Origin of the sequence: Dyadobacter tibetensis Y620-1, assembly GCF_000566685.1 — a bacterium.
Classification (GTDB): Bacteria; Bacteroidota; Bacteroidia; order Cytophagales; family Spirosomataceae; genus Dyadobacter; species Dyadobacter tibetensis.
Genome location: NZ_AZQN01000009.1, coordinates 134312 through 153281 on the forward strand (window position 1 = coordinate 134312; position 18970 = coordinate 153281).

At 42.8% G+C, this 18970-nt stretch carries 17 protein-coding genes; 11 read left to right on the top strand and 6 right to left on the bottom strand.

Going from position 1 to position 18970, the window contains the following annotated elements:
* Window positions 1-23: 23 nt before the first annotated feature.
* The 4 genes from X939_RS0119250 to sucD all read right to left on the bottom strand — a co-directional run bounded on the left by X939_RS0119250 (window position 24) and on the right by sucD (window position 4094).
* Window positions 24-1001 (bottom strand): PorP/SprF family type IX secretion system membrane protein, encoded by a 978-nt coding sequence (locus tag X939_RS0119250; protein ID WP_084299572.1) that lies wholly within the window; start codon window positions 999-1001, stop codon window positions 24-26.
* Window positions 1002-1141: 140 nt separating this feature from the next.
* Complete coding sequence (locus X939_RS0119255; RefSeq protein ID WP_025764918.1) at window positions 1142-1924, bottom strand: uroporphyrinogen-III synthase; 783 nt, start codon at window positions 1922-1924, stop codon at window positions 1142-1144.
* 44 nt (window positions 1925-1968) lie between these two features.
* A complete protein-coding gene (locus X939_RS0119260; protein WP_025764919.1) occupies window positions 1969-3150 on the bottom strand; it encodes a DUF4271 domain-containing protein in 1182 nt (393 codons plus the stop codon).
* A gap of 65 nt (window positions 3151-3215) precedes the next feature.
* The gene (sucD, locus tag X939_RS0119265) at window positions 3216-4094 is read right to left on the bottom strand and encodes a succinate--CoA ligase subunit alpha (protein WP_025764920.1); all 879 of its coding nucleotides are present in this window, start codon (window positions 4092-4094) and stop codon (window positions 3216-3218) included.
* Window positions 4095-4353: 259 nt separating this feature from the next.
* Here sucD and X939_RS0119270 point away from each other — a divergent pair, with 259 nt between their 5' ends.
* The 7 genes from X939_RS0119270 to X939_RS0119300 all read left to right on the top strand — a co-directional run bounded on the left by X939_RS0119270 (window position 4354) and on the right by X939_RS0119300 (window position 13103).
* On the top strand, window positions 4354-4800 hold the full coding sequence (locus tag X939_RS0119270; RefSeq protein WP_131694639.1) for a hypothetical protein: 447 nt from the start codon (window positions 4354-4356) through the stop codon (window positions 4798-4800).
* Window positions 4801-4896: 96 nt separating this feature from the next.
* Window positions 4897-5385: an azurin gene (azu, locus tag X939_RS0119275; RefSeq protein WP_025764922.1), complete on the top strand. Its 489-nt coding sequence runs from the start codon at window positions 4897-4899 to the stop codon at window positions 5383-5385.
* 142 nt (window positions 5386-5527) lie between these two features.
* Window positions 5528-6217: a response regulator transcription factor gene (locus tag X939_RS0119280; RefSeq protein ID WP_025764923.1), complete on the top strand. Its 690-nt coding sequence runs from the start codon at window positions 5528-5530 to the stop codon at window positions 6215-6217.
* Window positions 6207-7577 (top strand): HAMP domain-containing sensor histidine kinase, encoded by a 1371-nt coding sequence (locus tag X939_RS0119285; protein ID WP_025764924.1) that lies wholly within the window; start codon window positions 6207-6209, stop codon window positions 7575-7577. The genes X939_RS0119280 and X939_RS0119285 overlap by 11 nt, the downstream gene beginning before the upstream one ends.
* A gap of 74 nt (window positions 7578-7651) precedes the next feature.
* Window positions 7652-8896 carry a TolC family protein gene (locus X939_RS0119290; protein WP_025764925.1) on the top strand — a complete coding sequence of 415 codons (1245 nt, stop codon included), beginning with the start codon at window positions 7652-7654 and terminating at the stop codon, window positions 8894-8896.
* A gap of 7 nt (window positions 8897-8903) precedes the next feature.
* Window positions 8904-9986: an efflux RND transporter periplasmic adaptor subunit gene (locus tag X939_RS0119295; RefSeq protein WP_025764926.1), complete on the top strand. Its 1083-nt coding sequence runs from the start codon at window positions 8904-8906 to the stop codon at window positions 9984-9986.
* A gap of 6 nt (window positions 9987-9992) precedes the next feature.
* The gene (locus X939_RS0119300; RefSeq protein WP_025764927.1) at window positions 9993-13103 is read left to right on the top strand and encodes an efflux RND transporter permease subunit; all 3111 of its coding nucleotides are present in this window, start codon (window positions 9993-9995) and stop codon (window positions 13101-13103) included.
* A gap of 75 nt (window positions 13104-13178) precedes the next feature.
* On the opposite strand, the gene X939_RS0119305 is transcribed toward X939_RS0119300, so the two are convergent.
* The gene (locus X939_RS0119305) at window positions 13179-13712 is read right to left on the bottom strand and encodes a TlpA family protein disulfide reductase (RefSeq protein WP_084299580.1); all 534 of its coding nucleotides are present in this window, start codon (window positions 13710-13712) and stop codon (window positions 13179-13181) included.
* A 183-nt stretch (window positions 13713-13895) separates the two neighbouring features.
* Here X939_RS0119305 and X939_RS0119310 point away from each other — a divergent pair, with 183 nt between their 5' ends.
* From X939_RS0119310 to X939_RS0119325, 4 genes are all read left to right on the top strand, one after another.
* A complete protein-coding gene (locus X939_RS0119310; protein WP_025764929.1) occupies window positions 13896-15266 on the top strand; it encodes a tetratricopeptide repeat protein in 1371 nt (456 codons plus the stop codon).
* 194 nt (window positions 15267-15460) lie between these two features.
* Window positions 15461-16864: a tetratricopeptide repeat protein gene (locus X939_RS0119315; protein ID WP_025764930.1), complete on the top strand. Its 1404-nt coding sequence runs from the start codon at window positions 15461-15463 to the stop codon at window positions 16862-16864.
* A gap of 234 nt (window positions 16865-17098) precedes the next feature.
* Window positions 17099-17311 carry a hypothetical protein gene (locus tag X939_RS0119320; RefSeq protein ID WP_025764931.1) on the top strand — a complete coding sequence of 71 codons (213 nt, stop codon included), beginning with the start codon at window positions 17099-17101 and terminating at the stop codon, window positions 17309-17311.
* Entirely contained in the window at window positions 17311-17550 is a 240-nt protein-coding gene (locus X939_RS0119325) for a hypothetical protein (protein WP_025764932.1), read from the top strand. The genes X939_RS0119320 and X939_RS0119325 overlap by 1 nt, the downstream gene beginning before the upstream one ends.
* Before the next feature lie 84 nt (window positions 17551-17634).
* On the opposite strand, the gene X939_RS0119330 is transcribed toward X939_RS0119325, so the two are convergent.
* Complete coding sequence (locus X939_RS0119330) at window positions 17635-18951, bottom strand: DUF389 domain-containing protein (RefSeq protein WP_025764933.1); 1317 nt, start codon at window positions 18949-18951, stop codon at window positions 17635-17637.
* Between the last annotated feature and the right edge of the window lie 19 nt (window positions 18952-18970).

The following is an 18970-nucleotide window of genomic DNA, read 5'->3' on the forward strand; positions in this document are numbered from 1 at the left end:
GTAATTTAATTTAATCATCGAATTTAAAACCGAAATCTCGGAGTACGGATAATTGTTTTTTTGCCTGCCTTGGGGGCTGCCAATGAATAGGTTAGTAATACTTCAAAAGACGAAGGAGCCTTGGATTTATTGCCCCCCATCACCAAATCATATGCTCCAGACAATCTCAGAGACTGATCGGGCAATAAATAAATCCCTCCCATCAAAATAATAAATGCGTCCTGCTGACGGTAAGTACCTCCTAACCAATAGCGATTGTTATAAGTTACCGTCGCACCACCTTCAACGGACACAGTAGAAATATCTGTTTTCGCCAATACAATCGGTTGGATGTCTAATAGATATCCCATATTGATATTTAAACCGGCGTTTAGATAAATGGTTTGAGGTAGCGGGTTAGTTCCTAATTCAGAGCCTAGTTTATATTTGGGTTGAAGTAAATGATTCAGCGATACTCCTACATAATAATCATCATGTTCGAATCGGGCGCCTACGGCGAAGTCTGGATTTATTTCAGAAATTACCCCGGTTTGAATCAAAGGATCATCAGGATCGCGAGCCCTGAGCTGCCCAAAATCCAGTGACTGGCGAAAAAGCCCGGCACTAGCCCCCAGCTGTAGCTTACCCCCAGCTACCGGGAAGTGGTAGGAAGCCGAGAGATTAAAGGCCTGATCGGTTCTTGGACCACTTTTGTCATTTAATGCATAAAATCCAAACCCAAAGTTTTTATAGGGAGTGCTGGCAGAGAACATTTGAGTCGATAGCGCACCACCCATATCATTGGGGTTGCTGGCCTGATATCCGGCGTATTGAGTCCTGTGGGTTAGTTGAAAGGTTGTAAGACCACCTGCCCCTGCCGCCGCAGGATTGAGATACAGTTGATTAAGTGAAAACAGACTAAATTGAGCATCCTTCTGGGCTAAAGCCTGAAAGGAAATCATCAAACAAAAGGCCGTCAGTCCTTTCCAAACTTTTTGTCTCAGGGTAAACGTAGGAATCATGTGGCTGAAATGGTTTACAAGAATGTTTTTGCCGCTGGTTAATCAATAACGCATATTGCCCAAAAAAATTGACATATAATAAAAAATGGCCCGGAATTTTTCCAGGCCATCTGCTTTATTTTCGTAAATCTAATTAAAGACTACAATGCATTTACCTTTTTTATATACAATTCCAAAGCCCCTGTCATAGACGGTGCATTGGGCAAGGGAGCCTGAATATCCAGAATCAGTCCGGCATCTTCTACAGCCTTAGCGGTAGTAGGCCCAAAAGCGGCAATTCGTGTAGAGTTTTGCTTAAAGTCGGGGAAATTATCAAATAAGGACTTGATACCAGAGGGACTAAAAAAGGCAATGATATCATAATATACATCTTCCAAATCGCTGAGGTTCGAAGATACGGTTTGATACATGGTAGCCTCTGTGAAGTGGAAATCTCCAGTATCCATAAACTCGGGTATGTCATTTTTCCGGACATCCGAACAGGGGTAAAGGAATTTCTCCTTTTTATGCTTTTTCATCAACTCCACAAGCTCTACAGCCGTCTTCGTCCCTGTAAAGATCTTCCGTTTTCTGATGACAATATATTTCTGAAGATAGTTAGCTGTCTGTTCAGAAATACAGAAGTACTTCATGGTAGCAGGCACTTCGATACGTGCTTCAGTGCAAATTCTAAAGAAATGATCAATCGCATTCCGGCTGGTAAATATTACCGCTGTATGATCGAGGATATTGACCTTTTGCTTGCGAAAGTCCTTGTAAGACACCCCGTCAATTTGGATAAAGGGGCGAAAATCTACTTTTACCGAGTACTTATTTGCTAGTTCAAAATACGGAGAATTTTCGTCTGCCGGCCTTGACTGGCTTACCAAAAGGCTGGTTACCTTTTTTAACCGATCCTGATCAATGTTGATATTCTCACTCATGTACAATTTTCAATTAGTTTTAAAGCTCCCACATTTTGCAACGATTAAAGAGCAAATTTAATGCCAATTATAAGGGGGATTACTTCCACGACGCAAAGGTAAGAAAATAAATATAGATTAATAAACTTGCCCGCAGGGTTTGCGATCAGATAGAGTGCGACAAATCGTACGAAATAGAAGGCTAGGAAAGGGATATGCATATATGGTTCCAGGTACTCTCCCCATCCTGGAAAGTGTAAACTTAGTACCCAGAAAATAAGAAAAAACAAGGAATGAAATAGAAAACTGGATTGTATTATTTTCAGAAACAGGGTATCGACTAATTTGTCCAGGTTAAGCATATTCCCCACCAGCACCATCAGAAAATACTTTAAGAAAAGTACTATAAAACAGGAGAAAGTCAGAAAGGCAAAGTCACCTATTAATTCCCCTAAAGTAGAGCCATCAGAAAGTAGCGACCCGAGCATAATCAATTGATGATGGCTGTTATTAAGCATAATAAAAACAAATGACATCACCATCGAAAGTACGAGCACATACAATATGGAGAAGGTATTATAAGGTTTATTAACCTTCGACAGCGGGTCCCGATCCGAATACGAGAAAAAATCGTATGGGTTGATCAATCTGGTAAAATACCCTTGATTCAAATTGAAGAGTATGCCACATATAAACGTAACCAGCAAAGCTACAATCACCAAAAAATTATGAATTGGGCTCGCAAAGATGGGTTTTATATTAATGATACTGCTGGCCCCGCCAGGCATTTGCAGTTCATATTCAGGGCGTTTTTTATTGCAAATAAGCAAGGTCTTACCCGCCACGCCAGTGCTTCCGTAAAGGGTAATCAGGAGTTCATCTTTTCTATACTTTTGATATAGACTATCTATGTTAAGCCTTAGCCATTCCTTAGGTAATAATTTTTTCTGAAGAGCCCCTTCAATAAATAAGTAATCTTGTTTTTCTGATTGAAGGAGCAAAAAATACTTTCTATTTTTTACTAAATCGACATAAACACTCACGGAGCGAATATCATTGTCCAGATCTTTAGAAAAAGGTACAAAATTCTCGTACTTCTCACTATATACCAGCCAGTCATGATTGAAATTATAAATGGGAAGGTAGTCCGAGGGGGGGGCTGCTTGCTCCATTCCACGACAATAGCCTGCCACTGCCCCGAAAATCAGTAGCAATGCCCAACATAATGCAAGGGAAACAAACCTCATAGCGAAAAAATAGGGCCGGGTTTCCCCAGCCCTATCTGAAAATTAGATATAAATAATCGGTAATTTTAGCGCTCTCCTAATGCAATCAGCATGGTTTCGCCAATCAGAGCCGGCGACTCAGCCACGTAGATGCCAGAATCCTGCATGATGCGGATTTTCGCCTCAGCAGTATCATCAGCACCACCGATGATCGCTCCAGCATGGCCCATTCTCCGTCCCTTAGGAGCCGTTTTTCCGGCAATAAATCCTACAACGGGTTTAAGGTTGCCAGTCGATTTAATATAATTGGCCGCATCAGCTTCCATGCTTCCACCGATTTCACCGATCATGACGATGGCTTCAGTTTCTGGATCATTCATCAATAATTCAACCGCTTCCTTAGTGGTAGTACCAATGATTGGGTCTCCACCGATTCCAATGGCTGTAGTCTGTCCTAGTCCAGCACGTGTAAGTTGGTCTACTGCTTCATAGGTTAGCGTCCCTGATTTGGAAACTATTCCTACTGTGCCTTTTTTGAAGATAAAGCCAGGCATAATCCCTACTTTACACTCTTCGGCAGTAATGATACCTGGACAGTTTGGTCCGATCAACCGTACATTCTTGCCCTTGATATACTCCTTAGCCATTAACATATCCTTAGTAGGGATACCTTCCGTAATGGCTACAATGACACGAATTCCAGCGTCGGCTGCCTCCATGATCGCATCGGCTGCAAAAGCTGGTGGTACAAATATGATGGACACGTCTGCACCCGTCGATCTCACGGCCTGGTCCACTGTGTTGAATACTGGTCGATCCAAATGCGAAAGCCCACCTTTGCCAGGAGTTACTCCTCCTACTACATTGGTGCCATATTCGATCATTTGCTGGGCATGAAAAGAACCCTCAGAACCGGTAAATCCTTGAACAATAACCTTAGAATTTTTATTTACTAAAACGCTCATGTTGGTAAATCAGTTTTTTTGGTAAAAGTAGGACGAAAAGCACGAAGTAGCAAAATGTAGGTATAATTTGTAAATTGCTTTTTTGAGAACCTGTCCAACTTTTATGAAGATTATAGCCAATCCGCATTTCTTTTCAAACCTTGTACTATGTTTTTTCTGTATTTTTATCCTGTGGAAAAGATCCAAAGATCAAAGGCTATATAATTTTTTACTGCTCGGCGTATTTATCCTTTGCATATTTCTCACCGCCCTGACCGATATGCTTGCCTTCCTGGGTCTAACGGCCTTGGCAAACAGTTATCGTTTCTTCAATGTAAGTGCCATGGTGCTGGGCCCTGTCTGTTTGGTTTCGGTTACCTGGTCTCTTATTCGTCATAAACCTGCGAGCGGCCTTCAATTCTGGACTTCCGTAAGTTTGGGCATCCTTTTGCTCACTTCCTTATACTGGTACCAGGTAAGCTACCTTGGAATTATTATTCAATCATTCTGTATTTTATTAGTCATGCTCATTTCCATTTTGGGCCTGGCCGCCAGACAAAAAAGCGCCCTCTACCTCATTATAGCGATGGTGCTATATGCCCTGATAGCTAAGGCAGGGAAGATCCCGCTCCCGATGGTCCCCAAAGATATGGAGCATTACCTGCTTACCTTAACCCTGGTCAGTATTGGAAAGGCTTTTAACACCGAATTCCGATATATCTTTTGAACATTGTTTTCAAACATTTGTTAACAGACTATATTATTTGTAGACCATATAGTATCTTGCAGGCATTAAATTAACATTTAACAAGTATATCAGAACATGAAAAAGTTGAAAACCGGGATGTTTTTGTTCGCTTCTGTTTTAGCTCTTACCAGTTTGAACACAAATGCATTCGCAGATAAGCCAGTAACTGAGATCGTTGATAGTAAGCAGGTTAAAACAATCGAGATCAAAGGGACAGATGCCATGCAGTTTGACCTTAAAGAAATCAAGGTAAAGGCTGGTCAAAAAGTTAAATTGAAGCTGACGCATGCTGGCAAGCTTGCTAAAGCCGCTATGGGGCATAACTGGGTTTTGCTTAAAGAAGGTGTGGATGTAGCCGCATTCGGCTCCAAAGCTGCCGCTGCTCGTGATAATGAGTATATTCCCAAATCGGAAGAAGCCAGCATCATTGCCCATACAAAGCTTTTAGGAGGTGGAGAAAGTGATACCATCGAATTTACTGCTCCTAAAAAAGGAAAATATACTTATATCTGTAGCTTCCCAGGGCATTATGCACTTATGAAAGGTACCTTTATAGTGGAATAACTTTTTAAATACAGATTAGTACAAAAGCTGCTCCTTATTTCCGGAGCAGCTTTTTTTTGTATTGATCAGTAAAATTTCGGAGTCGGAGGCACAGGCTCCCCATGCATTTACTAAATTTGCTCATTCAATAATTACGCGGCTGATGGATAAAATACTGCTCCTGGAAGATGATCCCATCCTTTCTAAAGAAATATGCGCCTTTTTAAACAGTAAGGGATTTCGATGCGAAGCGGTATATGATGGGGATTTGTTCTTCCGGGCGTTACATGCTAACACCTACTCCCTGTATCTGCTGGATATTAATGTTCCTAAAATAAATGGTCTGGAGGTCTGTAGTATGATCCGACAGAGCGACCAGGTGACCCCTATTTTAATGCTAACCGCCTATGGAGAAATTCAAGATAAACGCGACGCCTTTCAGAATGGTGCTGACGATTATCTTGTCAAGCCCTTTCATTTGGAGGAATTATATATACGTATCCTGGCACTGCTCCGCCGGAGTTCGCGTCCCCAGGAATCAGAAGAACTCCTGCGAATTGACGATTTGGAAATTAATCTTAGTCAAATGACCGTACGCAGGAACCACATGCCCATCGAACTTACCCCCAAGGAGTATCAACTCCTAGTATTTCTGGCCCAGGCCAAGGGCCGAACGCTTTCCAAACAAACTATTGCTGAAAGAATCTGGGATATACACTTCGATACTAATCTGAATACCATAGAGGTCTATATCAATTTTTTAAGAAAAAAGATTGACCGGGATCATACAAATAAACTAATCCACACCCGTCCCGGGTACGGCTATTATCTGAGCAATCATCATGACGCTTAAAAGACGTATCTCTATATATATCAGTTTGGCCTTTTCTATTCTTTTTGGAATAAGCATAACGGTTGTATATATCTTGTTTGCTTCCTTCCGCCAGACGGAGTTTGAACAAAGATTGCAGGAAAAGGCCTTGACAACGGTTAATCTGTTGCTAACGGTAAAGGAGATCGATAAAAAGCTATTGCAAGTAATAGATCAGAATAGCATTAATCAGCTATACAATGAAAAAACCTTGATCTTCGATGAGAACTACCAGTTGATATACAGTAGTATCGACGATGCAGCTATCCACTGGAACCGTCAAGATCTGATCGATTTAAAAAAAACCAAAACTTCTTTCCGGGTAGATCAGGAGCTGGATTTAATAGGGGTATATTTCGATTTTGAGAAAGCCGATTACTATGCATTGGTAGCGGCGGAAGATCTTTATGGAAATAGCAAACTGGAGTATCTTAAATATCTCCTACTCGTAACCTTCTTCGTGGGGAGCCTGTTGGTATCGGTAGCCACTTACTATATTGTTCGGCGCCTTACGCTTCCCTTGGACCTTTTTCAAAAGAAAATTGACCATATATCGGCCGCCGAATTAAATACAGAACTTCCCGTTGCTGTAAACGATAAAGACGAAATATCACAACTAACCAGAACTTTTAACCGCATGTTGGTAAGGATCGATCAATCCTTTTCTGCTCAGCGCGAATTTACAGCAAATGCCTCCCATGAGCTGAGAACGCCCATTAGCCGCATCATGCTTCAGGTCGAAAATTTACTTGAAAACGATCAGATTGATGGGGATACCAGAACCTATCTACAAAGTATTGGGGAAAATGTCAATCAATTATCGGCCCTGATCAATTCCTTACTGCTATTGGCTAAAAATAACCAAAAAGATGCCAAAGAGCGTTTCCGGCCCGAACGAATAGACGAGATTATTTTTGCTGCCTATGAGCAGGTACGCAGGACATATCCTGACTTCAAACTTCATTTTGAAATAGCAGATCAGGGTGATTTTCAGGGGGAGTTAGAAGTTAGAGCGGCACGCAGCGTACTGGAACTAGCCTTCGCCAACCTCTTCAGAAATGCCTATCAATACTCTTCTGATAGGTCAGCCACCGTATCGGTATCACAGCATACCAATGGACAAATGGTAATAGTCATTTCGAATGAAGGAGAAAGTTTAACTGTATCGGAACAGAACAAGATTTTCCAACCATTCACCAGAGGGTCCAATGCACGGCACAGCAATGGCTCCGGACTAGGCCTGGGCATGGTCAAGCGTATTCTTGACTACCATCATGCTACCATAGTTTATTCCACTCCTGGCCCCAATACCCATCAATTTGAACTTACTTTTATAGTTTAAGTTTTTTTTAAGGTTACTTAAAGGCTGTTTTAAGGCTGCTGATACACCTTTGCGAAACATCATTAAATTGTTTCATGAAATCGTATTGGTTATGCCTCTCCCTTCTAATATTAAAAGCCTACTCCCTAAGGGCGCAAACGACTATTTCGGAAGCGGAGGAACTCTTTAGAAAGAATAATATTCAACTGCTTGCAGCTCATTACGACATCGATGCCGCGGAGGCAGGGGTCATACAGGCAAAAATTTGGGAACTACCCTATCTTAGTGGTGAATTCAATGCAGTTAATCCTCAGGACAATCAACTATTTGACTTGGGAAGAGCTGGTCAAAAGGGTATTGCCGTTCAGCAATTAATCTACTTAGGTGGCAAGAAGAAAAGCGAGATAGCCCTGGCCAAATCCAATGTTGCGTTGGCCGAGCTTCAGTTCGAACAACTGCTTGTAACCTTACGCTATAGACTACGCCAACAGTTCTACGAATTGTATTTCAACCGACTAAAGATGGAGTCCGTTGAGAATCAGGCCAGACAGGTAGATACCCTCATTGCAGCCTATGCCCAACAAGTCGAGAAACGCAACCTACCACTTAAAGACTTGGTACGATTGCAATCTTTAGCTCTAAATCTTCGCCAGGAACTGGGTGCACTGAAGCAGGAGACTATCGCCCTAAGTAACGAATTAAGTCTTTTGACAGGCTCGAACCAGCCTATTATTCCTAGTGTGGAACTTAGCCAACTTCAAGATCGGTACGCTAAAAAAATAGATATAAAGCTGGATAACCTGCTACAACTGGCCCAACAAAATAGCCCTGAATATCGCAGCTATTTACAGTTAGCGGAAAATCAGACTTTAAATCTTAAATGGCAGGAAGCACTAAGTCGCCCCGATATAACAGCCGGTCTCGCCTATGACCAGAGCGGGGGAGCATTTAAAAATCAGATTAATATAACCTTCGGAATCCCGATACCCTTATGGAATAGGAACAAGGGGAATATCAAATTAGCTCAGGCTGAACTGACCCAATCTGGCCTTCAGAGGGAATATAAAGCCCAGGAACTTCGGAGTCAGCTGCAGAGCCGATTCCAAACTTGGACTTACTATCAGGAACAATATCTTCAGTTCGCCCAAAACTCTGAAAACATCGAACGGGTATACACGGCAGTGATGCAAAATTTCCAGAATCGAAATATTTCAATTTTAGAATTTACCGACTTCGTAGAAAGCTACCAGCAGAGCATGCTGCAAATTCAGGAAATGCGTAAACAGCTCATCCTATCTCAAGAAAACATCAACCAATTAGTGAACCGTACCATTTTTTAATCTTCCTATGAAGCAACTAATTATTCTCCTTGTGAGTGGCCTGTTCTTGGTCACGGCCTGCCAGCAGGAAAATGAGGCAGTCAAGACGGATCAGTCTTTTGTTCTCAGTGACAAAATGATGAGCACGACTACCTTTTCGGAAGTGACCGCTCAGCCCTTGAAAAATGAGCGTTCCTTTTATGGGAGCATATCTCCCGACCATAATAAAATGATTGAAGTCTACCCCGTGGTAGGTGGAAGTGTGACTAAGGTTTTTGTGGAGCTGGGCGATTATGTAAAAAAAGGACAACTGCTGGCCACCATCCGCAGCACGGAAGTAGCGGGTTTCGAGCAGGAACTCGACGATGCCAAAAATGATGTTATGGTGGCTAAAACCAATTTGCGGATTGCTCAAGAGCTGTATGAAGGAAAACTAAATGCAGAAAGAGACGTCCTGCAGGCCCAAAGCCAGCTAGATAAGGCTCAGGCCCAACTACAGCGAATTCAGGAGACCTTCAAAATATACAATATAAAAAAAGGAGCGATATATGAGGCCCGGTCGCCGATTAGTGGATTTGTAATTGAAAAGAATATCAACGAAAATATGCTGCTGCGGAGCGATAAAACGGATAATATTTTCGATATCGCCGAAATCGACAAGGTATGGGCCATGGCCAATATAAATGAAAGCGATATTAACCAGGTTAGGTTAGGGATGCAGGCGGAGGTTACTACACTAAGCTATCCAGATAAAGTATTTCGGGGAAAAGTGGATAAAATATTTAATTTAATAGATCCCGACACCAAAGCAATGAAAGTACGAATTGTACTTCCCAATGCTGAATACCTGTTAAAACCTGCCATGAGGGCTAATATTAAACTCTCTTATACGGAAGATCAACAGTTTCCAACCATTCCGTCATCCGCCATCATTTTCGACAAAAGCAAGAGCTTTGTCATGGTGTTTCACGATAAAAATAATATAGAGACCAGACCTGTTGAGGTTTATCGCCAGGTGGGCGACTTTGGCTATATAGCATCAGGACTGAAAACGGGAGAAAAAGTAATCACTCGTAACCAAATGCTCATTTACGACGCTTTAAACGACTAATTGGTTATGAACAGATTCATTAGAAATATAATAAGTTTCAGTCTAAAAAATAAAGGATTCACCTTCTTTTGGGTAGGTATTTTAGCCATAGCAGGAGTTATTGCCTTTCGGAACATGCCGATCGAAGCATTCCCTGATGTCACCAATACCCAGATTATTATTGTTAGCGAATGGAATGGTCGCAGTGCCGAAGAGATAGAGCGCTTTGTTACCACCCCGGTTGAAATCGCCATGAACTCCGTTCAAAAGAAAACGAGTGTTCGCAGCATTACCATGTTTGGACTTTCGGTCATCAAAATCATCTTTGAAGACGGGGTAGACGATTTTTTCGCTCGCCAGCAGGTAAACAATCTATTGCGCAATGTTTCTCTGCCCGACGAGGTAGAACCGGATGTCCAGCCACCCTATGGCCCTACCGGAGAAATTTTCCGCTATGTACTCCGCAGTGATACCCGAGATACTCGGGAGCTGCTTACCATACAAAACTGGACCATTGACCGGCAGTTAAGAGGTATCCCGGGAGTGGCTGACATTGTTGCTTTCGGAGGCCAGGAAAAGACCTATGAAGTCAGCGTGGACCCCAACCGTCTATCTAAATATGACATAACTCCATTGCAGGTTTTCGAGGCCGTCAATCAGAGTAATATTAATGTAGGGGGGGATATTATCGAAAAGAATGGTCAAGCATATGTCGTTCGCGGCGTTGGCCTGGTAAGTAGTATCGCCGACCTGGAGAATATCATCGTCGACGAGGCAGGAGGTAATCCTATTTTGGTAAGACATCTGGCCGACGTTCAGGAAAGTTCAATGCCCCGGGTCGGACAGGTTGGCCTCAACGACAACGACGATGTGGTAGAAGGAATTGTGGTCATGCGTAAGGGTGAAAATCCCAAAGAAGTTCTGGAACGTGTAAAAGCTAAAATTGCCGATCTAAATCAGAACACCTTGCCTTCCGATGTAAAAATGGAAACTTTTTATGATCGGGACAACCTAATGGACTTTACCACCCGTACCGTAATGCATAACGTAACGGAAGGTATCGTGTTGGTCACTGTTATAGTCTTTTTGTTTATGGCCGACTGGCGCACCACCCTCACGGTGTCCATTGTGATTCCCTTATCCCTACTTTTTGCCTTCCTTTGCCTCAAACTTATGGGAATGAGTGCCAACCTCTTGTCTTTGGGAGCGGTAGACTTTGGCATTATTATCGATGGGGCCGTGGTTATGGTAGAGGGTATTTTTGTTTCCCTGGACCACCTTGCCAGAAAAAGGGGCATGGAACGCTTTAATAAGCTGGCTCTGGGAAGTGTGATCAAAAAGACAGGAACCGAGCTGGGGAAAGCAATATTTTTCTCGAAATTGATTATAATCACTGCTCTCCTACCCATCTTCGCTTTTCAGAAAGTGGAAGGGAAAATGTTCAGCCCATTAGCCTATACGCTCGGCTTTGCCCTGCTAGGCGCTTTGCTCTTCACCCTTACCCTCGTACCCGTTCTCTGCCATATATTTCTAAATAAGAATGTTAAAGAAAAACATAACCCATTCGTAACCTTCTGGGATAAATGGGTAGGAAAGGGTTTCTCATGGACCTTCAATCATAAAAGAAAAACGATTACAGCCTCGCTGATCCTGATGGTAGGCACTTTTTACTCCGCCACCTTTTTAGGAACCGAATTCCTTCCTCAACTCAACGAAGGAGCCCTGTGGGTGGAGGCCAAAATGCCTATGAGCTACAGCCTCGATGAAACGGTAAAGATGACGGCTACACTCCGGGAGCAGCTAGGCAAGTTCCCAGAGGTCAATGCCGTGCTCAGCCAGGCGGGACGTAGTAATGATGGTACCGACCCCAGCGGTTTTTACTATGTCCAGATGCAGGTGAATCTCAAACCTAAGGCAGAATGGGACCGAAAACTTTCGATGGACGAGCTCGTGAAAGAAATGGACGACACTTTGCGACTTTATCAGGGAATAGGTTATAATTACTCCCAGCCTATTATTGATAATGTGGCCGAAAGTGTGGCAGGAATTAATGCTTCAAATGCCGTTAAAATTTATGGAGACGACTTGGACAAATTAGACCAATTGGCCAATGAGGTAATACCACAGATCGCAGATGTAGCCGGTATTAAAGATGTGGGCATCTTGCGGAATATAGGACAACCTGAAGTAAGCGTCTTACTCGATAGAGAAAAAATGGCAGCCTATGGCATTAAAGTCGCCGACGCCCAGGCAGTATTAGAAATGGCATTTGGTGGTAAGACTGCCACTCAAAAATATGAAGGCGAGAAAAAATTCGATGTTCGTGTTCGATATCAAAAAGAGTATAGAAAAAATGAAGAGGACATTGCCGCGCTGAAAGTGCCAACCATCGATGGAAATAAAATACCATTGAAAGCCATCGCCAGTATCCAGAGGGTCACAGGCCCAGCATTTATTTATAGAGACAATACCAAGCGTTTTATAGGGGTCAAATTTTCAGTACGCGACCGGGATCTCGGCAGCACCATTGCAGAAGCACAGAAAAACGTAGAGGAAAATATCAAACTGCCCCCTGGTTATAGCATTGGCTGGACAGGAGAATTCGAAAACCAGGTAAGAGCCAGTCAAAGACTAACCGAAATGGTCCCCCTCAGCCTGATCGGAATATTCGTAATTCTCTTCGTGATGTTCGGAAATATCAAAGATCCTATCATCGTTTTGGCTAATGTTCCATTTGCACTTATTGGAGGTATTCTGGCCTTACATTTAACAGGAATAAATTTCGGTATTTCGGCCGGCGTAGGTTTTATTGCCCTTTTGGGTATATGCATCCAAAACGGAGTCATTCTGATATCAGAGTTTCATAAAAACCTTCGAGGCCATATGCCCTTGGCTTTGGCAATTCAGGAAGGAATTAAAGCCAGAACCCGCCCTGTGGTCATGACCGCCCTAATGGCCTCGTTAGGACTACTTCCTGCGGCCATTTCTACAGGAATAGGATCCGAGTCACAAAAGCCTCTAGCCGTAATTATCATAGGAGGACTTATTACGGCTACCCTCCTAACTTTATTAGTGTTCCCTATTATTTTCTGGCTCTCCTACCGAACGCGGCCGGAAGCTGCCGTTACAACCCCCTAGCACCTCGCTACTCCTTAAAAAAGCCAGCAAAAATAATTTTTGCTGGCTTTTTATATGGTTAAATCCTAATCGAATTTATATTTCCGCAAGTTTCTGATCGATCAGCTGATGTACTTCTGGACGGTCCCATTGAGCAGCGCCCACCTCCTGAGCCAGTACCTGACCATTATGAATAATATATGTCCTCGGAATAGCGTTGCCATCCAGTGCCGCCGGATAAGGACCGACAAACTGATAAAAAGGCAACTCGTATCCCTTGCGGGCTATAAACGGATTGACGGTAGCAGCATCTTCGTCAGAGACGATATAAAACTCAACTTTCTCGTGGTCTTTATACTTATTATATAAGGCTTGAATTCCGGGCATCTCTATATTGCATGGGCCACACCAGGTCGCCCAGATATTCAGGAAAACAACTTTATCCTCCGCCATGGTTACAGGATTACCCTCCAGGTCGGTAAGCCCAGTCAAATAAGTGCCTGTTGGAGCATTCTGTTGGAGTACTGCCTGATCCTCTTCCGAACCTACCTGGTTATTATCACCCGTAAAGGCATAATATAGAGCTCCGGCCAAAACCAATATTAACAGGACCAGTGCTAGTTTCTTCATTCCCTGCATTTCGAATTTATTTTAGTGACTAATTATGTTTAAAAACAGCGTAAATTTAAATAAATTCCCATAAAACCATTTTGCCATAAAATTAGGCAATTCTGATTTGATGCCCATCTGGAAATTAAATACTTTTATAGCCCGTAACTATCCGCATCAGAATCGAAGAAAAGATTACCATTCATGAAATACTTCTTTTTAAGCCTTCTGGCTTCAATGACCCTCCTGACTATTACTCCTTCCAAGGCCCAACGATCGGCTGCCGATTTTTTTGAAGAAGGCAATACTAAAGCTAGAACCGGCAATTATGTAGGTGCCATTCAGGATTTCACCACCGTTCTCACCATGAGTCCCGATCATGCTCCGAGTCTTTTTAACCGTGGACTTTCCAAAGCCAGTCTAAAAGATTATCGAGGTGCCATCGTGGATTACGATCGAGCTATAGAAATCAACCCGAAAGAGTCTCTCTATTATGAGAGTCGGGGTGTATGTAAAAGCTTACAAGAAAATTATACCGAGGCGCTACAGGATTATAGCAAGGCGATAGAATTAGACCCTTCACAAGCCAAGGCATACTATAACCGAGGTGTGAGTCATGCCAAACTCAATCATTTACGTCAGGCCATACAGGACTTAGACAAGGCGTTATCCTTGGAGCCCGATGATGTGCCTGCTCTGTATGCCCGAGGCAATTGCCGGCAAGATATGCAGGAGTATGCGGGAAGTTTAGCCGATTTCACCCGGGTTATTGAACTAAGTCCTAAGAGAACCGGTGCCTATGGCAGCCGTGGGCTCGCCAAACTAGAACTAGGAGATTACCAGGGAGCCTCCAGCGATTTCACCAAAGCCCTGGAGCTCAGCCCCAACGAAGCCTGGTACCATACCAACCGAGGATTTTGCAAGAATAAGCTGGAAGATTTTCAGGGCGCGTTAATGGATTATGATAAAACAATTGAACTGGACCCTTCCAATTATGAAGCATTTTACGGTCGGGGTTTCGCCAAAAGCAAATTGGGCGATCAGCTAGGCGCCATCAAAGACCTGGATGAGGCCATAACCCTCAAAAATAAGTTTGCAGGAAGTCCACCGAAGAAATTTTATCAGTTTTGGATTAAAACAGAGCATCCTTCAGGTCCCTTGGATCAGTCGACACTAGACCAATTGCGCAAACAAGTTTTGGTTTCCACTGAAATTCAAGATTTGAGCAGTGACCGTGCCGAGGCATATTTTATAAGGGGCCTGAGCAAGACAAAATCGGGTAATACCAAGTCTGCCCTGGCCGATTATACAAAGGCAATAGAAATTACACCTACCTATACAGACGCATTTTACAGCAGGGCCCTAGCCTATTCTGAACAGGGTAACCAATATCAAGCCATCCATGATTTGACAAGCGCCCTTAAATTGAAGCCCAGCTTTACAGAAGCCTTTTATCTTCGGGGAGTTTTTAAGCTAAATCTGGGTGCTACCCAGGAAGGTTGCCTGGACTTAAGCACTGCCGGCTCCATGGGATATAAAGCCGCATATACGCTAATTGATACTTATTGCGATTAAATAATTTCGCCATGAGAAAGGATAACATAAACTTTTTCATGGCCCATTTTTATCCGTCTCCTCCCATTACAATATTTTTAAACTCGAATGGTTAAAAGTATGTTATGATTTAAGTGACCAAAGCTGCGAATCCAATTCCAAAGAGGAAACATTCCTAAAGCTTCCTATTTCGCAATAAATCATACTTACGTTTTATGATCCATAACAATACCTACTGGAAATGTAGGATAACTTTAAATGGTCTATCCAAAGTATTCTGGACCTTAATATTGTTATCAGCTGTGCTTCCCGTGCGGGGCCAGCAAAGCGCACAGGATTTTTTCCAGGAGGGCATCGTCAAGGTGCGAAGTGCTAATTACCTTGGGGCCATTCAAGACTTCAGTAAAGTACTGGCCTTAAGTCCGAGCCATGCCCCTAGCTATTTTAATCGGGGACTGGCAAAGGCCAGTCTAAAAGATTATTCAGGGGCAATAACCGATTATGACCAAGCCATAGAACTGGATCCAGGCGTGGCCCTTTATTACGACAGCCGTGGAGTGAGTAAGAGTCTTCGGTACGATTATAAAGGTGCAGTCCTGGATTATACCAAGGCTATTGAGCGGGATCCCGAGCAGGCTATTACCTTTTATAATCGAGCCGTAAGCTTGGTGAAACTTAATAATCTAAAGAAGGCTCTCCCCGATTTTAATACAAGTCTCGAACTTCAACCCGATTATGTCCCTGCTTTGTATGCCCGTGGTAATTGCTATCAAGATCTTGGCAATTATGCGGCCAGCTTGGCTGATTTTTCCAGAGTGATCACCCTCAGCCCCAAACGTACGGGAGCTTATGGAGGGAGAGGACTGGCAAAACTGGAATTAGGTGACTACCAGGGAGCTATAGATGACTTCACCAAAGCCTTAAGCCTGAACCCCAATGAAAGCTGGTATCATAACAACAGGGGTATGGCCCGCTTAAGATTAAAGGACTTCACTGCAGCTATAGCGGACTATAATAAGACCATCAGTCTAGATCCGGCTAATTATCATGCATTTTATGGTCGAGGTTATGCCAGAAGTCAGCTGAATGATCAGAGCGGGGCTATTAAAGATTATAATCGGGCCATAGAAATCAAAAATAAATTCCTTAAAACGTCCCAGAATAATCATCCAGGAAAGAGCAATAAAACGGAGAGTAAAATCGATCAGGACCGTTTGAATAGTCTAAGGGATTTGGTAAAGGTAGAATTTGAAATCAAAGAGCTAAGTAATGACAGAGCCGAGGCCTATTACATGCGTGGCATAAGCCAATATCGATTAGGCAAAGAAAAAACTGCAATGACCGACTTTACTCGTGCCATCGAGCTTGACCCCTACTTGGCACAAGCCTTCTATTATCGGGCCTTACTTCATTCCCGCAATAAAGATCAATATTCGGCCATTCATGACCTTACCAGCGCCTTAAAAATTACCCCCTATTTCGCTGAGGCGCTCTACCTTCGGGGAATTTTTCAGCTCTATCTGGGAATGGAGGCGGAAGGCTGTTACGACCTTAGCATCTCGGGCTCTATGAACTTTGCACCCGCCTATAAGATCATCGAATCGTATTGTGACAATTAGCACCTACAATTCAGTCTCATTTTTAGGCTGTAATTTCTACACTAATCTGCGCATTCCACAGTATTACCTAAAAATTACCCACTTCCGAACACAACATAAATCATTATATAACAATGATTTATAAATAATAATCGAAATTTCAATTCTAAAAACATTCATTTTTTCATCTGCTGGCACGCTAATTTATTAAATGGGATCAAACGTAATGAAAAAGACCATTTAAACTTCACAGTCATGATAGCATCTATTGGAAATAACGGAATTGAAAATATTAAAGCTGGTTCGGTGATCATGGTATCTGATGTGCAGAACGGAACGGAAGCTCAACAGGAAATCAATCGTTTTTTAGCAGAACAAAATAAAGAAGATCTAGGCTACTTTGCCATCTCGGATCAGTATTTCATATTATTTCATAAATCAGCAACAAGCACTGCAGCAGTAGCATAATGGACAAAAACAGTCAATACACCGCCCCCGAAAGTAAGGGAACCTTTAAACTCCTAGGCCAAAAACTAATTCGCATTATCATTCATCGCAAGGATGTTCTGAATATTTCCCCCATAAAAAAAGGGAAAGCATGTATCATTAGTTTGAAGAATAATGTCACTTACCCTGTGCATGCCTCTCAGGAAGAAGTATACCGAACCTTGCGGTGGGGACAGCCTCAAGAAGTAGAAGTTGCTTAAGCAGGGATTCGAAAACGAATCCCTGCACCGTAACTCGGGGCATTCGCCGGTAATTCGGAGCCTTAATAAATGGGCAGCCCCGCTTTATCGTTCTACAAATAACAGTAGAGAGTCATGGGCCATACGAACCTGAAGCCATTTCTTAATCTTAGGAAGTTCTTTCATGGTTTTTGCCGTCTTCCTAGATCCTAAAACGACCACTTCATAAGGCACCGCACTAGAGTCGGCGAAGATGGTCTGCCGTCGGGCAGAGAAATAATAGATTTCAGGAAAGAAGGTCTTCAATTCTTTATAAATGGCTGCAGATTGCATTTCCACCTTCATCACACTATCTTGGGCGGCAATATTACGAGTCAACGCGGCCTTTAACTGATTAATTTCAGCCTGGTATTTGTCATTAACACTAAGGTCCTGAATTACCTGGACCTCATCATTAATAGAAAATCCCTGTTGAATGATGATGGAGGCATCTTCTAATCCATAAATTGGGAGCCGTTTCTGCAATCGTTCCTTTTCATCTTCTCCTATCTTTCGTCCTCCATAAGTGAGCATTATCTCCCTCTTACTGTAACTGAGATCGGTTTTCAGTAGATAATCCCCCTCAATATAACTTTCATTGGTTACAAATCGATTGGCGTTTTGGGTAAACTGCTCCTGCTGAACCAGCAGATAGCCATAGTACAAACTGGGCACGGCAGTAAGTACCACTATAAATGACACCCATCTATTGGCTGCTTTCTTTTTATTCTCGTCAGTGTAAAATCGGATCGGAAAATTAAGAATACGAACCGTTAATAATGTAGCCGTTCCAATGAATACCGTATTGATCAAAAGGAGATATAATGCCCCGAGAAAAAAATTCCACTGCATGGTAGCTAAGCCGTATCCCGCTGTACAAAGCGGGGGCATCAGGGCTGTAGCAATGGCTACTCCGGGGATAACATTGCCACGGTTTCGACTCGATAAGGCGACCATTCCCGCTAAACCACCCAGCAAGGCGATCAGTACATCATAAATATTAGGCTGTGTGCGCGCCAGCAACTCCGAATGAGCCTGATAAATTGGGGTTACAAAAAAGTAGATTGCTGAAGTTGCCAGTCCTGCGAAAACTGCGAAAAGGTAATGAACTATTGCTTTCCGAAGCAGTGGAAAGTCATAGGTGGCTATGCTGTAACCAATTCCCAAGATAGGCCCCATGAGTGGCGATATTAACATAGCCCCTATAATGACGGCCGTACTATTAACGTTTAGGCCTATGGAGGCTATAAATATGGCGAAAATAAGAATCCAAAGGTTTGTCCCCTTAAATTCTATTCCCAACTCTACTGTATCATGAATTGTAGTATAATCTTCCCGCTCCGACGAAATATCGAATCGGGAAAGTATCTCTTTAAGGCCCATAAATCTCCCCTGATAAAAT